This is a genomic window from Rhizobium sp. KDH_Rht_773_N (assembly GCF_052946295.1).
In genome coordinates this window covers 1,166,791-1,185,636 of record NZ_JBRFNB010000002.1, presented here as the reverse complement: position 1 = coordinate 1,185,636, position 18,846 = coordinate 1,166,791, and the positions used below count along the sequence as shown (strand labels likewise).

General features: G+C 61.6%; 17 protein-coding genes. 10 read left to right on the top strand and 7 right to left on the bottom strand.

The window, feature by feature from the left end; translation table 11 throughout:
* Window positions 1-4 precede the first annotated feature (4 nt).
* From ACU8HS_RS27370 to ACU8HS_RS27350, 5 genes are all read right to left on the bottom strand, one after another.
* Window positions 5-577 carry a TRAP transporter small permease gene (locus ACU8HS_RS27370; protein ID WP_112571660.1) on the bottom strand — a complete coding sequence of 191 codons (573 nt, stop codon included), beginning with the start codon at window positions 575-577 and terminating at the stop codon, window positions 5-7.
* Window positions 578-638: 61 nt separating this feature from the next.
* The gene (locus tag ACU8HS_RS27365) at window positions 639-1,613 is read right to left on the bottom strand and encodes a sialic acid TRAP transporter substrate-binding protein SiaP (RefSeq protein WP_112571658.1); all 975 of its coding nucleotides are present in this window, start codon (window positions 1,611-1,613) and stop codon (window positions 639-641) included.
* Between the two features lie 23 nt (window positions 1,614-1,636).
* Window positions 1,637-2,395, bottom strand: a complete 759-nt coding sequence (locus ACU8HS_RS27360) for a FadR/GntR family transcriptional regulator (RefSeq protein ID WP_112571656.1) — start codon at window positions 2,393-2,395, stop codon at window positions 1,637-1,639.
* 109 nt (window positions 2,396-2,504) lie between these two features.
* Window positions 2,505-3,578, bottom strand: coding sequence for an Ldh family oxidoreductase (locus tag ACU8HS_RS27355; protein ID WP_447016127.1), 1,074 nt, complete (start codon window positions 3,576-3,578; stop codon window positions 2,505-2,507).
* A gap of 117 nt (window positions 3,579-3,695) precedes the next feature.
* Complete coding sequence (locus ACU8HS_RS27350; RefSeq protein WP_447016475.1) at window positions 3,696-4,544, bottom strand: helix-turn-helix domain-containing protein; 849 nt, start codon at window positions 4,542-4,544, stop codon at window positions 3,696-3,698.
* Window positions 4,545-4,651: 107 nt separating this feature from the next.
* Here ACU8HS_RS27350 and melA point away from each other — a divergent pair, with 107 nt between their 5' ends.
* The 9 genes from melA to ACU8HS_RS27305 all read left to right on the top strand — a co-directional run bounded on the left by melA (window position 4,652) and on the right by ACU8HS_RS27305 (window position 14,385).
* A complete protein-coding gene (gene melA, locus ACU8HS_RS27345) occupies window positions 4,652-5,968 on the top strand; it encodes an alpha-galactosidase (protein WP_447016126.1) in 1,317 nt (438 codons plus the stop codon).
* Between the two features lie 201 nt (window positions 5,969-6,169).
* On the top strand, window positions 6,170-6,964 hold the full coding sequence (locus ACU8HS_RS27340) for a DeoR/GlpR family DNA-binding transcription regulator (RefSeq protein WP_112571650.1): 795 nt from the start codon (window positions 6,170-6,172) through the stop codon (window positions 6,962-6,964).
* On the top strand, window positions 6,961-7,923 hold the full coding sequence (locus ACU8HS_RS27335) for an N-acetylglucosamine kinase (protein WP_447016125.1): 963 nt from the start codon (window positions 6,961-6,963) through the stop codon (window positions 7,921-7,923). The genes ACU8HS_RS27340 and ACU8HS_RS27335 overlap by 4 nt, the downstream gene beginning before the upstream one ends.
* Window positions 7,924-7,950: 27 nt before the next feature.
* Window positions 7,951-9,207 carry an ABC transporter substrate-binding protein gene (locus tag ACU8HS_RS27330; protein WP_447016124.1) on the top strand — a complete coding sequence of 419 codons (1,257 nt, stop codon included), beginning with the start codon at window positions 7,951-7,953 and terminating at the stop codon, window positions 9,205-9,207.
* The gene (locus ACU8HS_RS27325; protein WP_377312780.1) at window positions 9,204-10,121 is read left to right on the top strand and encodes a carbohydrate ABC transporter permease; all 918 of its coding nucleotides are present in this window, start codon (window positions 9,204-9,206) and stop codon (window positions 10,119-10,121) included. Before ACU8HS_RS27330 ends, ACU8HS_RS27325 begins: the two co-directional genes overlap by 4 nt.
* Window positions 10,121-10,978 (top strand): carbohydrate ABC transporter permease, encoded by an 858-nt coding sequence (locus ACU8HS_RS27320; RefSeq protein WP_112571642.1) that lies wholly within the window; start codon window positions 10,121-10,123, stop codon window positions 10,976-10,978. Before ACU8HS_RS27325 ends, ACU8HS_RS27320 begins: the two co-directional genes overlap by 1 nt.
* Before the next feature lie 11 nt (window positions 10,979-10,989).
* Window positions 10,990-11,946 carry an SIS domain-containing protein gene (locus ACU8HS_RS27315; RefSeq protein ID WP_447016123.1) on the top strand — a complete coding sequence of 319 codons (957 nt, stop codon included), beginning with the start codon at window positions 10,990-10,992 and terminating at the stop codon, window positions 11,944-11,946.
* Entirely contained in the window at window positions 11,943-13,244 is a 1,302-nt protein-coding gene (locus ACU8HS_RS27310) for a D-tagatose-bisphosphate aldolase, class II, non-catalytic subunit (protein ID WP_447016122.1), read from the top strand. The genes ACU8HS_RS27315 and ACU8HS_RS27310 overlap by 4 nt, the downstream gene beginning before the upstream one ends.
* Window positions 13,245-13,314: 70 nt before the next feature.
* A complete protein-coding gene (locus ACU8HS_RS27305; RefSeq protein WP_447016121.1) occupies window positions 13,315-14,385 on the top strand; it encodes an ABC transporter ATP-binding protein in 1,071 nt (356 codons plus the stop codon).
* An 87-nt stretch (window positions 14,386-14,472) separates the two neighbouring features.
* Here the strand turns inward: ACU8HS_RS27305 and ACU8HS_RS27300 are convergent, their stop codons facing one another.
* Both ACU8HS_RS27300 and ACU8HS_RS27295 read right to left on the bottom strand, forming a co-directional pair.
* A complete protein-coding gene (locus tag ACU8HS_RS27300; RefSeq protein WP_447016120.1) occupies window positions 14,473-16,701 on the bottom strand; it encodes a methyl-accepting chemotaxis protein in 2,229 nt (742 codons plus the stop codon).
* A gap of 169 nt (window positions 16,702-16,870) precedes the next feature.
* The gene (locus ACU8HS_RS27295) at window positions 16,871-17,284 is read right to left on the bottom strand and encodes a cupin domain-containing protein (protein WP_112570668.1); all 414 of its coding nucleotides are present in this window, start codon (window positions 17,282-17,284) and stop codon (window positions 16,871-16,873) included.
* Window positions 17,285-17,546: 262 nt separating this feature from the next.
* Between ACU8HS_RS27295 and ACU8HS_RS27290 the strand changes: the two genes are divergently transcribed.
* Window positions 17,547-18,737 (top strand): MFS transporter, encoded by a 1,191-nt coding sequence (locus ACU8HS_RS27290; RefSeq protein WP_447016119.1) that lies wholly within the window; start codon window positions 17,547-17,549, stop codon window positions 18,735-18,737.
* Window positions 18,738-18,846: the final 109 nt, after the last annotated feature.

Genomic DNA, 18,846 nt, shown 5'->3' with positions numbered 1-18,846 from the left:
CAGATCATCCTTCGACAGCGTGGAATTCTTCGGGGCGTTCCAGGACGGAATAGCCGCGGCGAACATTGGCGATGAAGACGATCACCGCGCGGATCAGCATCAGAACGAAGGCAGCAAGCACGCTATAGAAGACGATGTTGCGCGGCAGGTCGACGGTGACCATCTGTTCGTCGGCGACGATTTGCACGTAACGCCACATCAGATAGCAGCCGTAGGCGAAGAAGCCGATGCGGACAATATCCACGAAGGTCGCGAGAATACGCGCAAGACCTGCCGGCATGTAGTGATAGAAGACATCCACCTGGATATGGCGCGACGTGCGCACGCACATGACGGCGCCCAGGAAGACGACGCCGATCAGGCAGTTGACGGCGATCTCTTCGGTCCAGGCATAGCTGTTGTTCAGAACATAACGGGTGAAGAACTGCAGGAAGACGCAGCCTGCCATCAGCCAGAAGACGATCAGCGTGATCCAGTCCTCGATGGCGTAATCGGAGACATTGGCGGTGGGCGCATGTCCCTCGAACTCGTGGCCGATCTCCTCGGCAGTGATTGGCGTGTGAATTTCTTGCGACATGATCGGCCTTGTTCCGGTTGGGAAATGAGGGCGCGCCGCGCGCCGGCACGCCCTCGGGCTCTTACTGGATCGCGCGGATCGCTTCCCAATCGGCCTTTTCGTAGCCGAAGTCTTCGAACTTGACCTTTTCCGCGACGGTCTTTTCGAAATCGGCCTTGTCCACCTCGGTGACGCTGAGGCCCTTCTCCTTGAAGGTCGTGATCAGGCTGTTTTCCTTGCCTTCGATGGTCTTGGTCGTGCGCTCGGCGGCCTCCTGCATGACTTCGCCGAAGATCTTCTTGTCCTCGTCCGAAAGGCTCGACCAGAGCGTCTTCGAGATGACCGTATTCAGATGATCGACGATATGGCCCGTGAGGATGATGTTCTTCTGAACTTCGTAGAACTTCTTCGCCTCGATCGTCGTCAGCGGGTTCTCCTGGGCCTCGACCGTGCCGTTCTGAAGCGCGAGATAGACCTCGGCAAAGGCGATCGGCGTGGTGTTGGCGCCGCAGGCCCGCGGCATGGCGAGATAGGCCGGAACGTCGGGCACGCGGATCTTCAGCCCCTGCATGTCGGCGCATTTGGCGATCGGCTTGTTGGCCGTCGTATGGCGCGTGCCATAGTAGCTGACGGCGGCGATATGGTTGCCGGTCTTGTCCTCGTAACCCTTGGCGAGGCGCTTGAAGACGTCACTCTTGGTATAGGCGATCAGATGTTCCGGGTTGCGGAAGATATAGGGGAAATAGGTCACGCCGATCGGCTTGTAGTCGCGGGCGGCAAAGCTCGATCCGGAAATGATGATATCGACCGTCCCGAGCTTGAGACCCTGATTGATATCGGCTTCCTTGCCGAGCTGCGAGGCCGGATAAACCTCGATCTTGTAGCGGCCGTTGGTGCGCTTGTTGATCTCTTCCGCGGCCCAGACGGAATCCGTGTGGAAGGGTTCCGAGGTCTCGTAGACATGCGCCCATTTCAGCACGGTCTGCGCATGTGCGACCGCCGTCGTCGCCATGATTGCGGCGGCTGTGCACAGTATCGTCGTCAGTTTCAGCTTCATCGCTCTCTCCTCCTGAGCTCCGGTTAAATGGCTGCTTTTCCCTTCTTGGGCCCGGCCGTATGGCCACGCCCCTCCTCGCCCGAAAACTCCTCCCCGAAGCTTTCGGAAAACCTCTTCTGAGAATTCGCAAGATGCGTGCGCATGGCCGCCTTCGCCCCTGCCGCATCGCCGGCGGCGATCGCGTCGCGGATGGCACGGTGCTCTTCCAGCGCGCTGCGCCACGACACCGGCCCTTCGAAATGGCTGGCAAGCTTCTCGAAATAAGGCGTCATGCGCATGTCGAACATTTCGCCGGTGACGCGGATCAGGGTCGCGTTGCCGACGATCGCGGCGATGCCGGTATGAAAGGCCCGGTCGGCGACAAGCACGGCGCGCGCATCCTCCACCACGCCGCTCATCGCACTCAACGCCTCGTCGAGAATGGCGATGTCTTCCGGGCGGGCGTTTTTTGCGGCTTCCTCCGATATCGCGCATTCGATGATGGCGCGCGCCTGCAGCAGTTCGAAAGGGCCTTCCGCCGGTTCACGCTCGCTGCCGGTCGCTTCGGCCGGCTGCTTGCGCGTGACATAGATGCCGGAGCCCATACGGATATTGATGTAGCCCTCGACTTCCAGCACGATCAACGCCTCGCGCAGCGTGGGGCGCGAAACCGAGAGCTGCTCCGCAAGCTCGCGCTCGGCCGGCAGCCTCTGGCCGACGGCGAGTTCGCCCCGGATGATCATCAGACGAATCTGGTCCGCCACCTGCCTGTAGAGGCGGCGTGATTCCACTGCCGAAAACATTGTGGCCTCCCCGGCGCGCTTCTCCTCACGCGCACAACTGGTCAACTGGCCTGACCAATTGATCCGAAGCTATCATCGGGAAAGGTATGCGTCAATCCGCCGCAAACGGTCAGGCCGGGCTCACCAGCCGATAAGTGGTGGAAAGCGTTCTGAACGCGTCGACTGTTGCCGGGTCCAGGGTGACGCCATGTTTTTCCCGCTCCGCGGCCACGGCCCATTCCCGATCGCCGGGCGCCATCACCTTGAAACCCTCGCGCGCCGGCGATGTCCTCAAAGTTTCGACATAGCGCTTCATGGCGGCATCGAAGGTCTCGACGTCGAGGAAGGCGGCGGGATTGAGCGCGATGACGAAAGCGCCCAATCCACGCGGGGTCGAAAAATCCGGGCCGGGCATCGGCGCAATGTCGAAACTCAGCTTCATGCCCGTGAGGACGGCACTGAGGATCTCCGCAATGCCGGCAAGCCCCGCACCCTTGAAGCCGAACTCGCCGCCGAGCGGGGCCAGCATGTCGGCCACGCCGGGATCGGTCGTATCGTAGCCCCGTTCGTCGGAGGCCACCCCTTCCGGGAGTTGTCGGCCGAGGCTGCGGTAAAGCTGGACGCGGTTGTAAGGCACGGCACTCGTCGCCATGTCGAAGAGCCAGGGGTTATCGCCCCTGACGGGCACGGCGCAGGCAATCGGATTGGTGCCATGAAAGCGCATGGCGCCACCGTGCAGGCGCACGAAACTGTCGGAATTGCAGAAGGCAAAGCCGATGAAGCCGCGATCGGCCGCATCGATCGCATAAGCGCCCGCCGGGCCGAAATGCGAGGAATTGCGGATGGCGACCGCACCGATGCCGAATTCACCGGCAAGGCGCGTTGCATGGTCCATCGCCGTGTAGGTCGCAAGCGCACCATGCCCATTGTCCGCATCGAGTGAAGCAACGGCGCCGAAACTGTTTGCCAGGGCAAGACGTGGGCGCGGGTTGAGACGCCCCTCGGTCAATCCCTTCACATAATGCGGCAGGAGGCGGACACCGTGGCTGTCGATGCCGTAGCGCGTACCATGCAGCATCCCTCGTGTCGCCGCATCCGCAGTCTCCCGGTCAGCGCCGGCGGCGAGGAAGGCCTTTCGGCAGAAATCCGCGATCGCCGCCAGGGGCACCAGGTCGCCGGTGGAACTTCTACTGTCGCTCGTCATGGCCCTCAATCCGTTCGCATGGATCGTCTGCGGACATTAACGCGCCCGCGGAAAGATTCGATAGCCTGTTTGCGCTTGAATCTATCGGTCGTTCTCCTCGTCCGGACCGGACAGGCGTCACGGCCTGACGAGCGACAGACGAAACTGCCGGGGTGTCGTGCCGGTTCGCTGTTTGAAGATATCGTAGAAACGGCTGCTGGAACCGAAACCACAGTCGAGGGCGATTTCCAGGATCGAATCCTCTGTCTCAGCCAGCCGCTGCATCGCTCTCGCAAGACGATAGCGCGTCAGATATTCCATGACGGAAATGCCGAGCACATCGCGAAATGCCCGGTTGGCGGTGGTCGGATGCAGATTGGCGCGCCGGCCGAGATCCGCCAGGCTGAGCGGCTCCGAAAAATGTCGGTTGATGAGGTCGGTCAGTGTTTCCGAATGGCGGATGGCGGGGCTTACGGGTGTCGCGGCGGCCGCGACCGACGGGCCTTGATCATCGGCGTGATCGAGGACGAGCCGACGCACCATGAGCTTGGCCTCGTCGGCAATCAGCTGGCGCCTCAGGGGATCGCCCCCGCCCCATTCCTCGACCCATGCAGAAACAATTGACGAGGTCGTCTCGCGGCAGTGAGGTTCGGCCAAGAAGGCACCCTGCATGATCGCCTGCCTAGCCTTCTTGTCGATGGCGAGCGCGAGAAAATCGACGAGCGGAAGATAGATGCAGATAAGCGGGGCCTCCGGTGTCACCAAAATCGTCTGGTGCGGGATGGCGGCCCAGAACAAGACGAGCCGTCCTGCCTCGACCCGCTCCTGACGGCCGTTGAAGAGATAGGTCATGGCGCCGTCGAGAAGCAGGTTGATTTCGACATGGTCGTGCCAGTGTGCAGCACTCATGGCATCTGCCGTATGGCGTTCGATCAGGAAGTCGCGTGGCGATCCCTTCCACTCACTGCTTTCGTCGAAATGATCCACCATACTTCCGCTCCGCTTCGATCCGGGAACACTTGCGCCAATATCAGGAAGAAATTCTCGATTGGAAGAGGCACCACTATGGCAACATCGACTGGCCGGAGACCAAAATGCCGAAGATTTGTCTCGTGGGTGCGGGCAGCACCGTTTTTGCGCAGAATATTCTGGGGGATGTGCTCTCAACGCCCTCGGGCAGCGACTATGTGATCAGCCTGTTCGATATCGATCCGGAACGGCTGAAGACGTCGGAGATCGTCGCGAGGCGTATCTGCGAGGCGCTCAATCTGCGAAAGGTGAAGATCGAAGCGACCCTTGATCGTCGCGAGGCGCTGCGCGGGTCGGATTTCGTTATCCTGATGATGCAGGTCGGGGGCTACAGGCCTGCCACGGTAACGGATTTCGACGTGCCGAAAAGATACGGGCTGCGACAGACGATTGCCGACACGCTCGGCATCGGCGGCATTTTCCGCGGGCTGCGCACCATCCCCGTGCTGCAGGCGATCTGCCGCGATATGGAGGAAGTCTGCCCGGACGCATTGCTGATGCAATATGTAAACCCAATGGCGATCAATTGCTGGGCGATCAAGGAACTGGCGCCCAGCATTCGCACGGTCGGCCTTTGCCACAGCGTCCAGCACACGGCCGCCCATCTGGCTTCCTGCCTTGGCGAAGACATTGCCGACATCAACTACATCTCTGCAGGCATCAACCATGTCGCCTTCTTCCTGAAATACGAGAAGCTGCATGCCGATGGGCGGCGAGAGGATCTTTATCCCCGCCTGAAAACCCTGGCCGGCGAGGGTCGCGTACCGTCCGACGACCGCGTACGCTTCGACGTGCTGAAGCGTCTCGGCCATTTCGTAACGGAATCCAGCGAGCATTTCTCCGAATACACGTCCTGGTACATAAAGGACCGCCGCCCCGAGCTCATCGACAAGCTCAACATCCCGCTCGACGAATATATCAGCCGATGCGAAAGGCAGATCTCCGAATGGCATGCACTGCGCCGCGATCTCGAAGGTGACAGGCCGATCGAGGTCTGCCGCAGCAATGAATACGCGGCCGGCATCATCAACGCCGCAGTGACGGGTAATCCGGCGCTGGTCTACGGCAACGTTCCCAATCACGGCCTGATCGAGAACCTGCCGGCCGAATGTATCGTCGAAGTGCCCTGCCATGTGGACAGGAACGGTATTCAACCGACCCGTATCGGCAGGATCCCGTCACAGCTTGCCGCTGTCATGAAGCTCAGCATCTCGGTCCAGGAACTGACAGTGGAAGCGGCTCTGACGGGAAGACGTGACCGCATTTATCAGGCGGCCCTGCTCGATCCGCATACGTCGGCCGAACTGTCGCCAGACGAAATCTGGAGCATGGTCGACGACCTGATCGAAGCGCACGGAAACCTTCTGCCCAAGTACCACTGAGCTCTGGCCGGCGGCCAAGCCGCTCCGATAGGACCGACGAGAAAGCGTGCCGTATTCCATTACGGCGCGTTTTTCGCGTTCCCTTTCACGCTTCGGCCGACAGCCTCAAAAAGATCATAAACGATCAAAATCATGATTGACATTGATCGTATTGGGTGGGAACGTTGACGCAACAAGCAAAACCGCAGCAGGGAACAGCCGATGAACCAGAGTGGCGGCGTAAAGACGGACCGGCTCGATGCCATCAGAAGCCATCTCTATGCGAACGGCTTTTCGACCATCCAGGACCTGGCCGATGCCGTCGGCGCTTCGCTGGCGACAGTACGCCGCGATCTGCAGATCCTGGAACAGGATGGCGCCATCGACCGCGTGCACGGCGGCGCCCGCATTGCCGAGGGCTCTTCGGTCGAACTTGCCTTTCAGGAGCGGGAGAAGCGTCATCTCTCGGCCAAGCGGGCAATCGCCAATGCGGCCTACGAGAGGCTTCAGCCGCGAACGGCGATTTTCCTCGATGCCGGCACGACCGTCCTTCAACTTGCGCGGCTGATCCGCATCAATCCGATGCCGCTGCGCATCTTCACGAATGGCCTGATCGTCGCACAGGAATTTCTCAACATTCCGCATCTCGAGGTCGTGTTGCTCGGCGGGCAGTTGCGCAGCGAAAACGCCTCGCTCGTCGGCCCGCAGGCCGAGGCGATGCTGGAGACGATCTGGTTCGACCAGCTGTTTCTCGGCGCTAGCGCCATCAGCCCGGACGGAGCGATCTACAGCGTGGACAGCGCTGAAGCCAGCCTGAACCGGCGCATGCTCTCCCGCTCGGCCAACGGTTATGTTCTCGCCGATTCCTCCAAATTCGGAACGATGGCGACTTACAAGGTCGCGCCGCTCAACGCCGCGAAGCTGATCACTGACAAGGGCCTGACGCCGCACTGGCGCGCCGAACTCGCCACTTTCGGCGTCGATACGACCTATGCCCAGCTCGGAGCAAAGGAATGAGCGGCGAGCTGATCCTCGGCATCGATGGTGGCGGCAGCAAGGTGCTTGTCACTCTGGCCGACAGGGAGGGCGAGATCCTGCGGACCGCGCTTGGCGGTGGCGTCAATCCAATGGACAATCCGGACTGGCGTCGCGAGCTGGAGCGGCATATCGCCCCCTTCCGCAATGAGGCGGGACTGGCTGCCCTCGGTGCCGCCCTGCCCGCTTATGGCGAAGTCGCGCATCTCTCCGCCCTGCAGAAACAGTGCATCGACGAAGCCTTTCCGGATATCCCAAAGATCGTGCTGAATGACGTCGATGCCGCCCACCTTGGCGCCTTTGCCGGTCGGCCGGGCATTCTCGTCCTGTCGGGAACCGGCTCCATGTCCTGGGCGCGCAACGGCGCGGGAATCTCCGCACGCGCGGGCGGCTGGGGCGATGTGGTCGGCGACGAGGGCAGCAGCTACTGGATCGGCCGGCAGGCGCTGCATCTCATCAGCCAGAGCCTGGACGGACGCGCCGGGCCGACCGCGCTGGCGAAGGCCGCCTACGACCACCTGCAACTCGACATCTCCGATCCGATGAACGCACTCGGCAGCTGGATCAGCGGGCTCGCACGGCCACGCGCGGGTATTGCCGCGCTCTCCGTTCTTGTCGACCAGGTGGCGAGCCAGGGTGACGAGGCAGCGATCGGTCTGATCGAAAGGGCGGCCGACGAACTCGCCAAGCACCATCGGGCGATATCAGGCCATTGCGAGGCCGGCACCGATTGGACCTATGCGGGCGGTACTTTTTCCAGCCGCCTGCTGCTTGATGCCGTCGAGAGGCGGATCGGCCGACCGGCGGTTTCGCCGGTACTTCCTCCCATTGGCGGCGCGCTTCTGGCCGCCGCCCAACTTCTCGGCTGGCCCCTGAACGAGCGCTGGTTCGGGCAAATCGCGGTCGCGGCGCAAGCCGTGATCGCGCGATCAAGACAATGAGTGTCAATGATAACGAAGGATGGGAACATGCGTAATTTCATATTGCCTTTGCTTGCCTCAGCTGCCCTTACGGTTGCCCTGCCTGCCATGGCAGACGACGCCAAGCCGCTTGCCGGCCAGTCGATCACGGTGCTGATGCCCTCGCCGCAGGGCGCCACCGTTGCGGCCGATTTTGAAGCCGAGACCGGCATTCATGTCGATCTCCAGACCCTCTCCTGGGACGACATCCGCCCGAAACTGGTAACGGCGCTGGTCGCCGGCACGGCGCCCGCCGATGTGACGGAATTCGACTGGTCCTGGACAGGGCAGTTCAGCGCAGCCGGCTGGTACATGCCGCTGAACGACGTGATCGACAAGGACACGGTCGCCGACATCGGCGTCGCCAAGATCTTCACCGTGGACGGCCAGCTGCTCGGCGTACCGTATACGAACGACTTCCGCGTCATGCTGGTCAACAAGAAGCATTTCACGGATGCCGGTGTCGCCGAAATGCCGAAGACGCTCGACGCTTTGGTCGCTGCCGCCAAGAAGATCAAGGACAAGGGCATTGCCACCTATCCGATCGGCCTGCCGCTCTCGGCGACCGAGGGCGCCTCCACCAGCTGGTATCTGCTGACCAAGGCCTTCGGCGGCGAACTCTTCGACAAGGATTTCAAGCCGCTTTTCCTCACGCCCGATTCAGCCGGCTACAAGGCGCTCGCCTTCGAACTGCAGCTCTTGAAAGACGGCCTGGTCGATCCGGCCTCCACGGGTCTCAAGGACAGCCAGATCAACGAGAGCATGTTTGCCCAGGGCCTGACCAGCATCATGATCTCCGGTGAGCCCGGCCGATTGGGCCAGATGAACGATCCGAAACAGTCCAAGGTTGCCGGCCAGGTGGAGGCGATCCTCGTTCCGACCGAAAGCGGCCAGACCCGCAGCTTCGGTCTTCCGGAAGCGCTCGCCATTCCGAACGTCTCGCAGAACAAGGAAGCGGCGGTCGCCTTCGTCAAATGGTTCACCAGCCGCGAATTCCAGAAGAAGAATGCGGCAAACGGCTTCCTGCCGACGCGCACCTCCGCCCTCTCCGAGCTCAATAAGGAAGGCAAGCTGACAAGCGGCGACACGCTGGTCGCGCAGTCCAAGACCGTCGAGCCGCTGTTCCAGCAGGGAACGCCGCCATGGTATCCGCAGTTTTCGAGCGCGGTGAACACGGCGATCAATAGCGCGGCAAAGGATCAGATGACTGTCGACCAGGCCATGCAGGCCATCGCCGACGCCGCCAAGCAGGCTATGGCGCAATGACAACAGTCACCGCCGAAGGTGTCGCAGCCAAGCGGAGTGTCGGCCTCAACGCCGACACCATGCTCGGACTGCTGCTGGTGCTGCCGATCCTTCTCACCATGGCGACACTGGTCTTCTATCCGATGGGCCGGACGGTCTGGGACTCGCTGCATCGGGTCAATCCGATGCAGGCGGGAACCCCCTTTGTCGGACTGGAGAACTACGCGCGCATGCTGTCCGACGGACAACTGGCATCGACCTGGGCGAACACGCTCGTCTATGTCGTCCTCGCCGTCGTTGCCGAAACCGTCTTCGGCGTGCTTGCCGCAGCCCTCATCAACCAGGTGAAGGTCGGGCGGCAATGGGTGCTTGCAGCCGTCATCCTGCCCTGGGCACTTCCCGGCGTCGTCAATTCCGTCATCTGGCTGTGGATCTATCAGCCAGGCGCGGGCCTGCTGAACGGCATCCTCGTCGCCATGGGCCTGCCTTTCGAAAATCACGTCTGGTTCAACGACCGAACGAGCGCGATCATCGCTGTAACCGTCGTGCACGTCTGGCGCATGATGCCGCTGACCATCGTCATCGTGCTCGCCGCCATGCAGAGCATCCCGGCCCACCTCTATGAGGCGGCCCGCATCGACGGCGCAACGCGCGTGCAGATGTTCAGTCTGGTCACGCTTCCGCTCGTGCGCAGCGCCATTGCCGTTGCCATGACGAACGCGACGGTCAATGCCTTCAACCTCTTCGACGAGGCCTGGGTGCTTGCCGGATCGAGCCTCGAAACGCGGCCGATCCTCGTGCAGATCTATCTCGAGACGTTCCAGAACCTCCGCTTCTCCTACGGCATGGCCCTTTCGGTGGTCATCACCCTGGTGTCGCTGCTGGTGTCGCTCGTCTACGTCCTTCGCGTCTATCGCAACACACGGTTCGACTGATGAAACCAACCATTCTCTATCGCCTGATGATATGGGCCGGTATTGCCGTGCTGCTGGTCTGGTCGCTCGGACCGATCTATTGGACGCTCGCAAGCTCGGTGACGCCGACGGAGGATTTTTCGACGCGGCCGATCCACTTCTTCCCGCAGCATTTCACGCTCGACCACTATTCTCGCCTGCTCGGCATCGACATCGACCGGATCGGCGGGGTGGAGGTCTGGAAGCAGTTCCGCGCTGCGCTGCTCAACAGCGTGATCACCTCTGCGGCCGCCACGCTGCTCTGCGTGGCGATCTCGGCGCTCGGCGCCTATGCCTTCACCCGGATGCGTTTTCCCGGTCGGCACATCCTGTTTGCGGCAGTCGTCGCAACGCTTGCCATCCCGGCCTATGCGGTGCTGATCCCGCTCTATCAGATCATGATCAAGATGCGCCTCGTCGATACCTATACCGGCGTTTCGCTGATCTATGTCTCGGCCTATCTGCCGCTCTCGCTCTGGCTGTTGCGCAGCGTTTTCGAGCAGCTTCCGATCGCGCTTGAAGAGGCCGCGCAGCTGGACGGCGCAGGACGCCTCTTCATCTTCTTCAACATCGTGCTGCCGCTGGCAGGACCGGGTCTGACGGCAGCCGCCATCCTCACCTTCCTGGGAGCCTGGGGCCAATACCTCGTTCCCCTCATCTTCTCGCCGCAGGCGACGAAACCCCTGACGGTCCTCATCCCGGAATTCGTCACCAAGAATTTCATCGACTACGGACTGATCACGGCAAGCGGATCGATCGCGATCGTCATCCCCGCCCTGGTCGTCATCTTCCTCAACCGATACCTCGTCAGCGGCCTGCTGGCTGGTTCGGTCAAATAATCGGAGACATCATGAACACGACCGAAAAGGTAATCTTCGAGCAGTTCCCCTATTGGGAAAAAGCGATCGGCTCGAATGCGGCAAGCGGCAAGGTGGACGATCTCCTCGTCTTCGTCGGCTGCGGCACCTCCTTCAACCTCGCTTTGTCTCTGGCCGCCTACGCCAACAGCCTGAAGCGCAAGGCGATCGCGGTTCCCGGCGCGGAATGGCTGAACCGGCCCTCCTGTTTCTGGCCGGAATGGCGGAAGACCCATGTGGTGGCGCTCTCCCGCAGCGGGGAAACCACCGAGACGGTCGCCTCCGCAAAGGCAAGCCGTGCGGCGGGAGCCTTCGTGACTGCCGTAACGGTCGAGCCGGAAAGCGCGCTGGCGAAGAATTGCGACCAGCTGATCTGCTCGCCGACCCATCCTGAGGAAGGCATCGTCATGACGGTTTCGGCAAGCCTTATGGTTCTGCTCAGCCTGCAACTGATCGGCCAGATCGTGCCAGCCTCGGTCGTCGCATCGGCACGTCAGCTCGCAAATGCGCTCGACGATGCCCTGCCCGATATTATCAAGGATCGTTCGCACTTCGTCTTTCTGGGCGGCGGCCCGCTGTTCGGCGTCGCGCTCGAAGGTGCCCTCAAGCTGATGGAAATGAGCCAGCTCATGACGCAGGCCTTCCATCCGCTCGAATACCGCCACGGCCCGATCAGCCTCGTCGACGAAAAGACGGCCGCGATCATGCTCTACAGCTCGGACCAGAGACAGGCGGAGGCCAAGCTCGTCGGCGAATTGCGGGAAAAAGGCGCCGTGGTCATCGGCTTCGGCGGCCCCGGTGATCTGGAGCTTCCTGTTGATGTCGATCTGTCGCTCGCCGGTCTCGTCGTCCTGCCGGCACTGCAGATCCTCGGCGAACGCGCCGCGCAGTCGCGGCAGATCGACACCGTCTCGCCGCGTCATCTCACCAAGGTCGTGACACTGGTATGAGCGCGGCCATCGATCAGAACCGCCGGATCGCCCTGGCAAAGCTTTTCGGCGGGAGAGGCCTGCCTCTGCCACGCGGCATTACATCGGTATGCTCCGCCCATCCGCTGGTCATCGAGGCGGCTTTGCGGCGCGCGGCCCGGCAGGACGAGGCTGCCCTGATCGAGGCGACCTGCAACCAGGTCAATCAGGAAGGTGGCTATACCGGCATGACGCCGGCGGATTTCCGGAGCTTCATCGAACGTATCGCCGCAGGCATCGGTTTTCCCGTCGGCCGCATCATTCTCGGCGGCGATCATCTTGGCCCGAACCCGTGGCGAAAACTTGCTGCCGAGGACGCGATGGCGCGCGCTGAGGCCATGGTGATGGCCTATGTCGAGGCCGGCTTCGAAAAGCTGCATCTCGACACGTCGATGGGCTGTGCCGGCGAACCGGTTGCCCTTGCCGACGAACTGACCGCCGCAAGGGCGGCACGTCTGGCGCGAGCCGCCGAGGCGGCGGCCGGCCGCAGCGGTCGTCGTCTGCCGGTCTATGTCATCGGCACGGAAGTGCCCCCACCCGGCGGCGCGACGCATGCACTGGACGAGCTGGAGATCACGCATCGGGAAGCCGCGTTGCGGACGTTTGATATTCACCGGCGAGCCTTTGCGGAGGCCGGCGTCGATGCTGCGCTGGAGCGCGTCATCGCCATCGTCGTTCAGCCGGGCGTGGAATTCGGCAATGCCAATATCGCGCTCTACCAACCCGAGCGCACACGGGATCTGATCTCCGCGCTCGACGAGATGAAGGGACTGCTCTTCGAAGCCCATTCCACCGACTATCAGCCGGCAGGCTCGCTTGCGGCGCTGGTCGATGGCGGGTTTGCAATCCTTAAAGTCGGCCCCGGCCTGACCTTTGCGTTGCGGGAAGCGCTCTACGGCCTCGACGCGATCGCAGACATACTCTCCGGAGACAAGGGAGCCGGCAGACTGGCGGCGACCATGGAAGAGATCATGCTCGCTCAACCCGACCACTGGGCCGGTCATTACAGCGGCACGAGCAGGGAACAGCGCCTGCAGCGACATTTCAGCTATAGCGACCGCATCCGCTACTACTGGCCCGATGCGCGGGCAACACAGGCAGTCGACCAACTGCTTGCCCGGCTGCCCGGCACGATTCCGGAAACGCTGGTCAGCCAGTATCTCGCCCACCTCTATCCGGACGTTGTCGAGAAACGCGTCGCGGCAAAAGCCCGCGATCTTTGCCTTGCCGCCGTTGACGCGGCCCTGGCCCCCTACGCCGCCGCTACCGCACTTCGATGAGAGAGGCGCAGCATGTCGCTCTTTCAGAGCGGCAACAGATCCGAAATCAGTTTTTCAGCCGGAGGCAGTTATGGCGTCCGTAAATGTGGCAAATGTCCGCAAGAGCTATGGTCACTTCGAAGTGCTGCACGGGGTCGATATCGACATCCGCGACGGAGAGTTCGTGATCCTCGTCGGCCCTTCCGGCTGCGGCAAGTCGACCTTGCTGCGGATGATCGCAGGGCTCGAGGAAATCTCCGGCGGCAACGTCTCGATCGGAAACAAGGTCGTCAACGACGTCGCTCCGAAAGAGCGCGATATTGCCATGGTCTTTCAGTCCTATGCGCTTTATCCGCATATGACGGTGGAAGCGAATATGGGCTTTTCGCTGCGCCTGGCAAAAGCGCCGAAAGAGCAGATCAGGGCGCGTGTACGTGATGCGGCCGAGATCCTGGGCCTTGAACACCTGCTCGACCGTTATCCGAGAAACCTCTCCGGCGGTCAGCGCCAGCGTGTCGCAATGGGCCGTGCCATCGTCCGCCAGCCCCAGGTCTTCCTCTTCGACGAGCCTCTGTCCAATCTCGATGCCAAGTTGCGTGTGCAGATGCGCTCCGAGATCAAGCAGCTGCATCAGCGGCTGAAAACCACGACCATCTATGTGACGCACGATCAGATTGAAGCCATGACCATGGCTGACCGGATCGTCGTCATGCGCGACGGTTATGTCGAGCAGATCGGTTCGCCGCTCGATCTCTACGATCGGCCTGCCAATCTCTTCGTCGCCGGCTTCATCGGTTCGCCGGGCATGAATGTCATCAAGGGAAAGATCAGCGCGTCCGGGCCGCTGGAATTTGTCGCAGATGGCGGCGGGCGCCTGCCGCTGCCGGAGGCTGCGGCGATAGCACGCGGCGCAGAGGTAGTCTACGGCATCCGCCCGGAACACCTGATCATCAGCCAGGACGGCGTAAACGCCGAAGTTGCGGTCATCGAACCGACAGGCGCCGAAACCCAGATCAACGCCAAGTTTGGGTCGGATCCGCTTGTTGCCACAGTGCGGGACCGGCTTTCCCTGCAGGCCGGCGACACCGTCAGGATGATGCCGGATCTCAGCAAGCTGCATCTCTTCGACGTCAAGACTGAGAAGCGCCTCCTGCTCGCCTAGCGGTTGCTTCGGGCTGACGAATGCAGACTTGGCACTAAAGGCGGTGCGGCGATAGCGGCCGCACCGCTTTCTTCAGCGGTTCGAGCCTCAGAACTCTTCCCAGTTGCCGTCCTTCGTATCGAGTGCCGCATTCCCTGAGAATGCCGAGGCGATCCTGCGTCCGAGGGCGCGGACCGGCGACGGCGACGGTACATCGCTGCGGGCGGCAGCACGAGGTGCGGCCGAACGTAGCGCAAGACCCGTCTCGCTGAGCTTGAACTGGGCAAGCAACTCGTTGAGCGAAGCAACTTCCTTCGCGAGATTGTGGCTTGCGGCGGTCGATTCTTCCACCATCGCCGCGTTCTTTTGCGTATCCTGGTCCATCTGACTGACGGCGAGGTTGATCTGGTCGAGGCCGGAAGACTGTTCCTGCGATGCTTCGACGATCGCCACTATGTGGCGATTGATTTCCTGGACCTCTGCGGCGATCGTTTCCAGCGCCTTGCCGGTTTCGCCGACGAGGCCGACGCCGGCATTGACCTGTTCGCTCGACGTGGTGATCAGCGCCTTGATTTCCTTGGCGGCGTTGGCCGAACGCTGGGCCAGTTCGCGCACTTCCTGGGCGACGACCGCAAAGCCCTTGCCGGCTTCACCGGCACGCGCGGCTTCGACACCGGCGTTCAGCGCCAGAAGGTTGGTCTGGAAGGCGATATCGTCGATGACGCCGATGATGTTGGAGATCTCGCCCGAAGACTTCTCGATCTGCTGCATGGCCGAAACCGCGCGGCGGACGACTTCGCCCGACTGTTCGGCGCCCGTCTTGGCCCGCGAGACGAGTTCACCGACTTCCTTGGCGCGCTTGCTTGAATCCTTCACCGTCGTGGTGATTTCCTCAAGTGCCGCAGCCGTTTCCTCGAGTGCGGCTGCCTGCTGCTCCGTGCGCTTGGCAAGATCGTCGGCGGCCGATTTGATCTCGTTTGCGCCGGAATCGATTCCGCGGGCATTCTGCGACACCCGGTTCAGCGCCGACTGCAGCTTCTCCGCGGAATTGTTGAAATCGCTGCGGACGCCGTCGAGCCTTGCCACGAAAGGCTGATCGATGCGGTAGGACACGTCGCCTTCGGCGAGCTTCGAGAGACCGGCGGCGAGATTGTCGACGGCAAACTGCACGTCGGCGGCGTCCCTCGCCTTTTCCTCCTCGCGCTCGATCTGCTCCCTTTCGCTCATGCTGCGATTGGTCTCTGCTTCCTGTTCGAGGCGAACCCGCTCGATCGCATTCTGCTTGAAGACCTGGACGGCACGAGCCATTGCACCGATCTCATCCGGCCGGGCCTGGCCCTGAACCTCGACGTTGAGATCGCCTGCGGCCAGGCGCGCCATGGTAGTTGTCGTCTTCTTGATGACCGCGGCAATCGAACGCGCAAAGACGAGGAAGCCGACAAGCGAAATCAGCGAAACGACGACGGCGCCGATCGCGGCCATCCAGAGCGCCTGCCGCGACGCTTCGACGATCTCCGTCACATCCGAGCCGATTTCGAAAACGCCGATCTTGCGGCCGGAAAAATCTTCGAAGGGGATGGCGGCAACTTCATAATCCTTGTCGCCGCGAATGGCATGGACACGAACGCGGTCTCCGTTGAAAGCCGCCTGCAACTGCTCCTGAGTAAGGATCGTCTTGTCGCCGAATGTCGAGGCCTGAGGGACGAATTTTCCGTCCTGAAGGATATGGACTGCAACCGCGGCATCAACCGATTGCGCCAACGGCGCAAAATAGTCGTTCGTGAGCGAGGTGCCGACATCGACGACGCCGACGGTCTTGCCATCCTTGATGACCGGCGCCGAGGCAAACATGCTGACGGCGGTCCGCCCGGGTTCGATGCCTGCGTTGAGCTTACCCTGCGTCAGCGCCGCAACGATCATCTTGCGACGTCCCTTGAGATCGTCGCCAAAGACGTCGGGCGTGTGAATACGCGCAACGGCCACGCCATCGGAACTGCTGAACGTGATGAGCTGAAGACCCTGCGCCTTGATCGCCGGCAGGCTGGCGGCATATTTTGCAAGAATGGATGCCCGATCATTCCTGGCAATCAGGTCGGCCGTCTCAGGCTCACCGGCAAGGGCTATCGCAAGACCCGCAGCCGCCCGCCTCTGAGCTTCCATATCCGCCTGGATCACATGCAGGTCAGACGAAAGCTCTTTCTGGAGCGATTGATTGCTCATCGCGTTCTGGCGATGCCAGGCAAGACCACCGATTGCCGCGCTTGCAAACATAACGGCCGCAAACCCATAGGCCGTAATGCGGATCCATATCGGCCGCTTGATCTTTTCCTCGTGCATAACGTCCCCTCAAATATCGAATACCCCAATTCTTGAGAGGAAAACTTGTTTTTTACTTAATTTCGAATAGTCAACATTAAGCAATAACACGCAGGCTCCTGTCGCAGCCAACGTCCCGTCTGGCGGGAAGGTCACGACGGAATTCCCCTTCCCGCAAGCAGCATCGCAATCAGGGGTCTGGCGTTGTCAGCTCCGTTTCCTTCGTATCGACGACGAACACCGCGAGGATTTTGGCGGGTTTGGTCTTGCTGGCATTGGCGCTGACCAGATGATGGTCACCGGGTACTTCGATCCAGTTCTCGCCGGTCTTGAAGACCTTTTCTTCCCCGTCGTTCACCTTGCTTCTGATTTCGCCCTCGATGACCGTCGCGTAGATGAAGGCGCTCTTGGCATGGGTATGTGCAGGATTATACCCGCCCGGCCCATATTCGACGAGAACGCCGCGCATGCTTTTGCCCGGGACGTTCGGCAATTCGTGATCGAAGACAACCGTGATCTTGGCGTTGTGGGCCTGCTGGGCCGCAGAAACAGGGGCAGCGGCAAGAATCAACGCCAGTGCGGCCATGGTCATGGACTTGAGCATCGTATCTTTCTCCTCTGGGGCTCGCTACGATCCGGGCAGGCTAAGTCCGCGTACGGCGAAAGGTCAGATATACGATGGTTTAACATCCTGCCTCGCGGTCGGCGAAGCGGAAAATCCGAGCGCCGGCAGGCAACCAGTTAAAGTTGCTGTTGCGGTTACCACCAACAAGATATATCTCGGAAATGCCACTCGAAATTGTCTTTTTCGCTATCGTTGCGATTGAAGCCAAACTTCCGAACCGATCACATCCCGGAGCGATCGAATGCATATCCAGCCGCAACACCGGATCTATGTCTGCTTCTTTCTCTTCGCCATCTCGATGGGAGCTTTGCTCTCGCGGTTGCCCGATCTTCAGGATGCCCTGGCTGTCAACAAGTCCGAACTCGGTCTCACGCTGATCGGCGCGGCAATCGGCGCCTTGATTTCCCTGACATTCGCGTCACCGCTCATTGCGCGCTTCGGCGCGCGCAGGACAGCGTTTCTGACGGTGCTCGGCACGTCTGCGCTGCTGGCAACCATTCCCTGGGCCGGTGCCGCCTGGCTGGTCTTCTTCATTCTGCTCTGCGAAGGGCTGCTTGCGGGCGCACTGGAGATCAATCTCAATGTCGAGATCGATCGCATCGAAGCCCAGCTCGGCCGGGGCGTGATGAACAGGGCGCATGGCTTCTGGAGCCTTGGATTCTTCCTGACTGCATTGGTCGGCTCGGCCGTTCGTCAGGCGGGCGTGTCTATGCACCTGCATCTTGCGCTGACATTCACGTTCGTCCTCATCGTCGGCACCATCGTCATCTCCGGCATGAAGAATGCCCCGGCCCGTGCCGGGATCGAGCATGTGGAAGGCCCGAGCGTCGCCTTGCCGACATGGGGGCTCATGCCGCTCTGCATCATCGGCATTGCCGCCTTTCTCGTGGAAGGCGCCGGCATCGACTGGTCGGCCATCTACATGCGCGATGTCTTCGCGGCCGAACCTTTTGTCGGCGGCCTCGGGCTGACGATGTTCACCTTCTTCATGGCCCTGGCCCGGCTGTTCGTCGACCCGCTTGTCGACCGGTTCGGCGCGCGCGCCGTGGCCACCTTTCTGCTGGTCTTCTCGATGGTTGGCCTTTGCGCCGTCTGGCTTGCTCCGCACCCCTATGTCGCGCTCTTCGGTTTCGCGCTGATGGGCGGCGGCTGCAGCGCGGTCTACCCCCTGGCCGTTTCGGCGGCCGCACAAAGAACCGATCGGCCGGCCCATCTGAACGTCGCGGCCCTCGGGCAAATGTCCTTCGTCGTCTTCTTCCTCGCGCCGCCGCTGCTCGGTTTCGTCGCCGAGCACGCAGGCATCAGGATTTCCTACCTCGTCTGCCTGCCGATCATCATCGCGGCGCTTTGCCTGACAAAAGCGCTGAAGCCGCGCGCAACCGACAGCAGGGTGCGGATCGACAGCGAAGCCAATCAGGCAGCGCGCGTATAGATGACCGGCCATGGCAGGCCGGCGTCAGGCTCTCGACACCGGGCTCGATCGCCTCACCTTCCCCTGGGCCAGCCCTCTGGCAGGCAAGGCCAACGTGCCTGCACGGGCC

Coding starts and splice junctions, on each gene's coding strand:
- ACU8HS_RS27325 (WP_377312780.1), top strand. CDS start 9,204: ATGACAACAGTCACCGCCGAAGGTGTCGCAGCCAAGCGGAGTGTCGGC.
- ACU8HS_RS27360 (WP_112571656.1), bottom strand. CDS start 2,395: ATGTTTTCGGCAGTGGAATCACGCCGCCTCTACAGGCAGGTGGCGGAC.
- ACU8HS_RS27320 (WP_112571642.1), top strand. CDS start 10,121: ATGAAACCAACCATTCTCTATCGCCTGATGATATGGGCCGGTATTGCC.
- ACU8HS_RS27340 (WP_112571650.1), top strand. CDS start 6,170: ATGAACCAGAGTGGCGGCGTAAAGACGGACCGGCTCGATGCCATCAGA.
- ACU8HS_RS27330 (WP_447016124.1), top strand. CDS start 7,951: ATGCGTAATTTCATATTGCCTTTGCTTGCCTCAGCTGCCCTTACGGTT.
- ACU8HS_RS27290 (WP_447016119.1), top strand. CDS start 17,547: ATGCATATCCAGCCGCAACACCGGATCTATGTCTGCTTCTTTCTCTTC.
- ACU8HS_RS27355 (WP_447016127.1), bottom strand. CDS start 3,578: ATGACGAGCGACAGTAGAAGTTCCACCGGCGACCTGGTGCCCCTGGCG.
- ACU8HS_RS27315 (WP_447016123.1), top strand. CDS start 10,990: ATGAACACGACCGAAAAGGTAATCTTCGAGCAGTTCCCCTATTGGGAA.
- melA (WP_447016126.1), top strand. CDS start 4,652: ATGCCGAAGATTTGTCTCGTGGGTGCGGGCAGCACCGTTTTTGCGCAG.
- ACU8HS_RS27365 (WP_112571658.1), bottom strand. CDS start 1,613: ATGAAGCTGAAACTGACGACGATACTGTGCACAGCCGCCGCAATCATG.
- ACU8HS_RS27335 (WP_447016125.1), top strand. CDS start 6,961: ATGAGCGGCGAGCTGATCCTCGGCATCGATGGTGGCGGCAGCAAGGTG.
- ACU8HS_RS27310 (WP_447016122.1), top strand. CDS start 11,943: ATGAGCGCGGCCATCGATCAGAACCGCCGGATCGCCCTGGCAAAGCTT.
- ACU8HS_RS27300 (WP_447016120.1), bottom strand. CDS start 16,701: ATGCACGAGGAAAAGATCAAGCGGCCGATATGGATCCGCATTACGGCC.
- ACU8HS_RS27370 (WP_112571660.1), bottom strand. CDS start 577: ATGTCGCAAGAAATTCACACGCCAATCACTGCCGAGGAGATCGGCCAC.
- ACU8HS_RS27295 (WP_112570668.1), bottom strand. CDS start 17,284: ATGCTCAAGTCCATGACCATGGCCGCACTGGCGTTGATTCTTGCCGCT.
- ACU8HS_RS27305 (WP_447016121.1), top strand. CDS start 13,315: ATGGCGTCCGTAAATGTGGCAAATGTCCGCAAGAGCTATGGTCACTTC.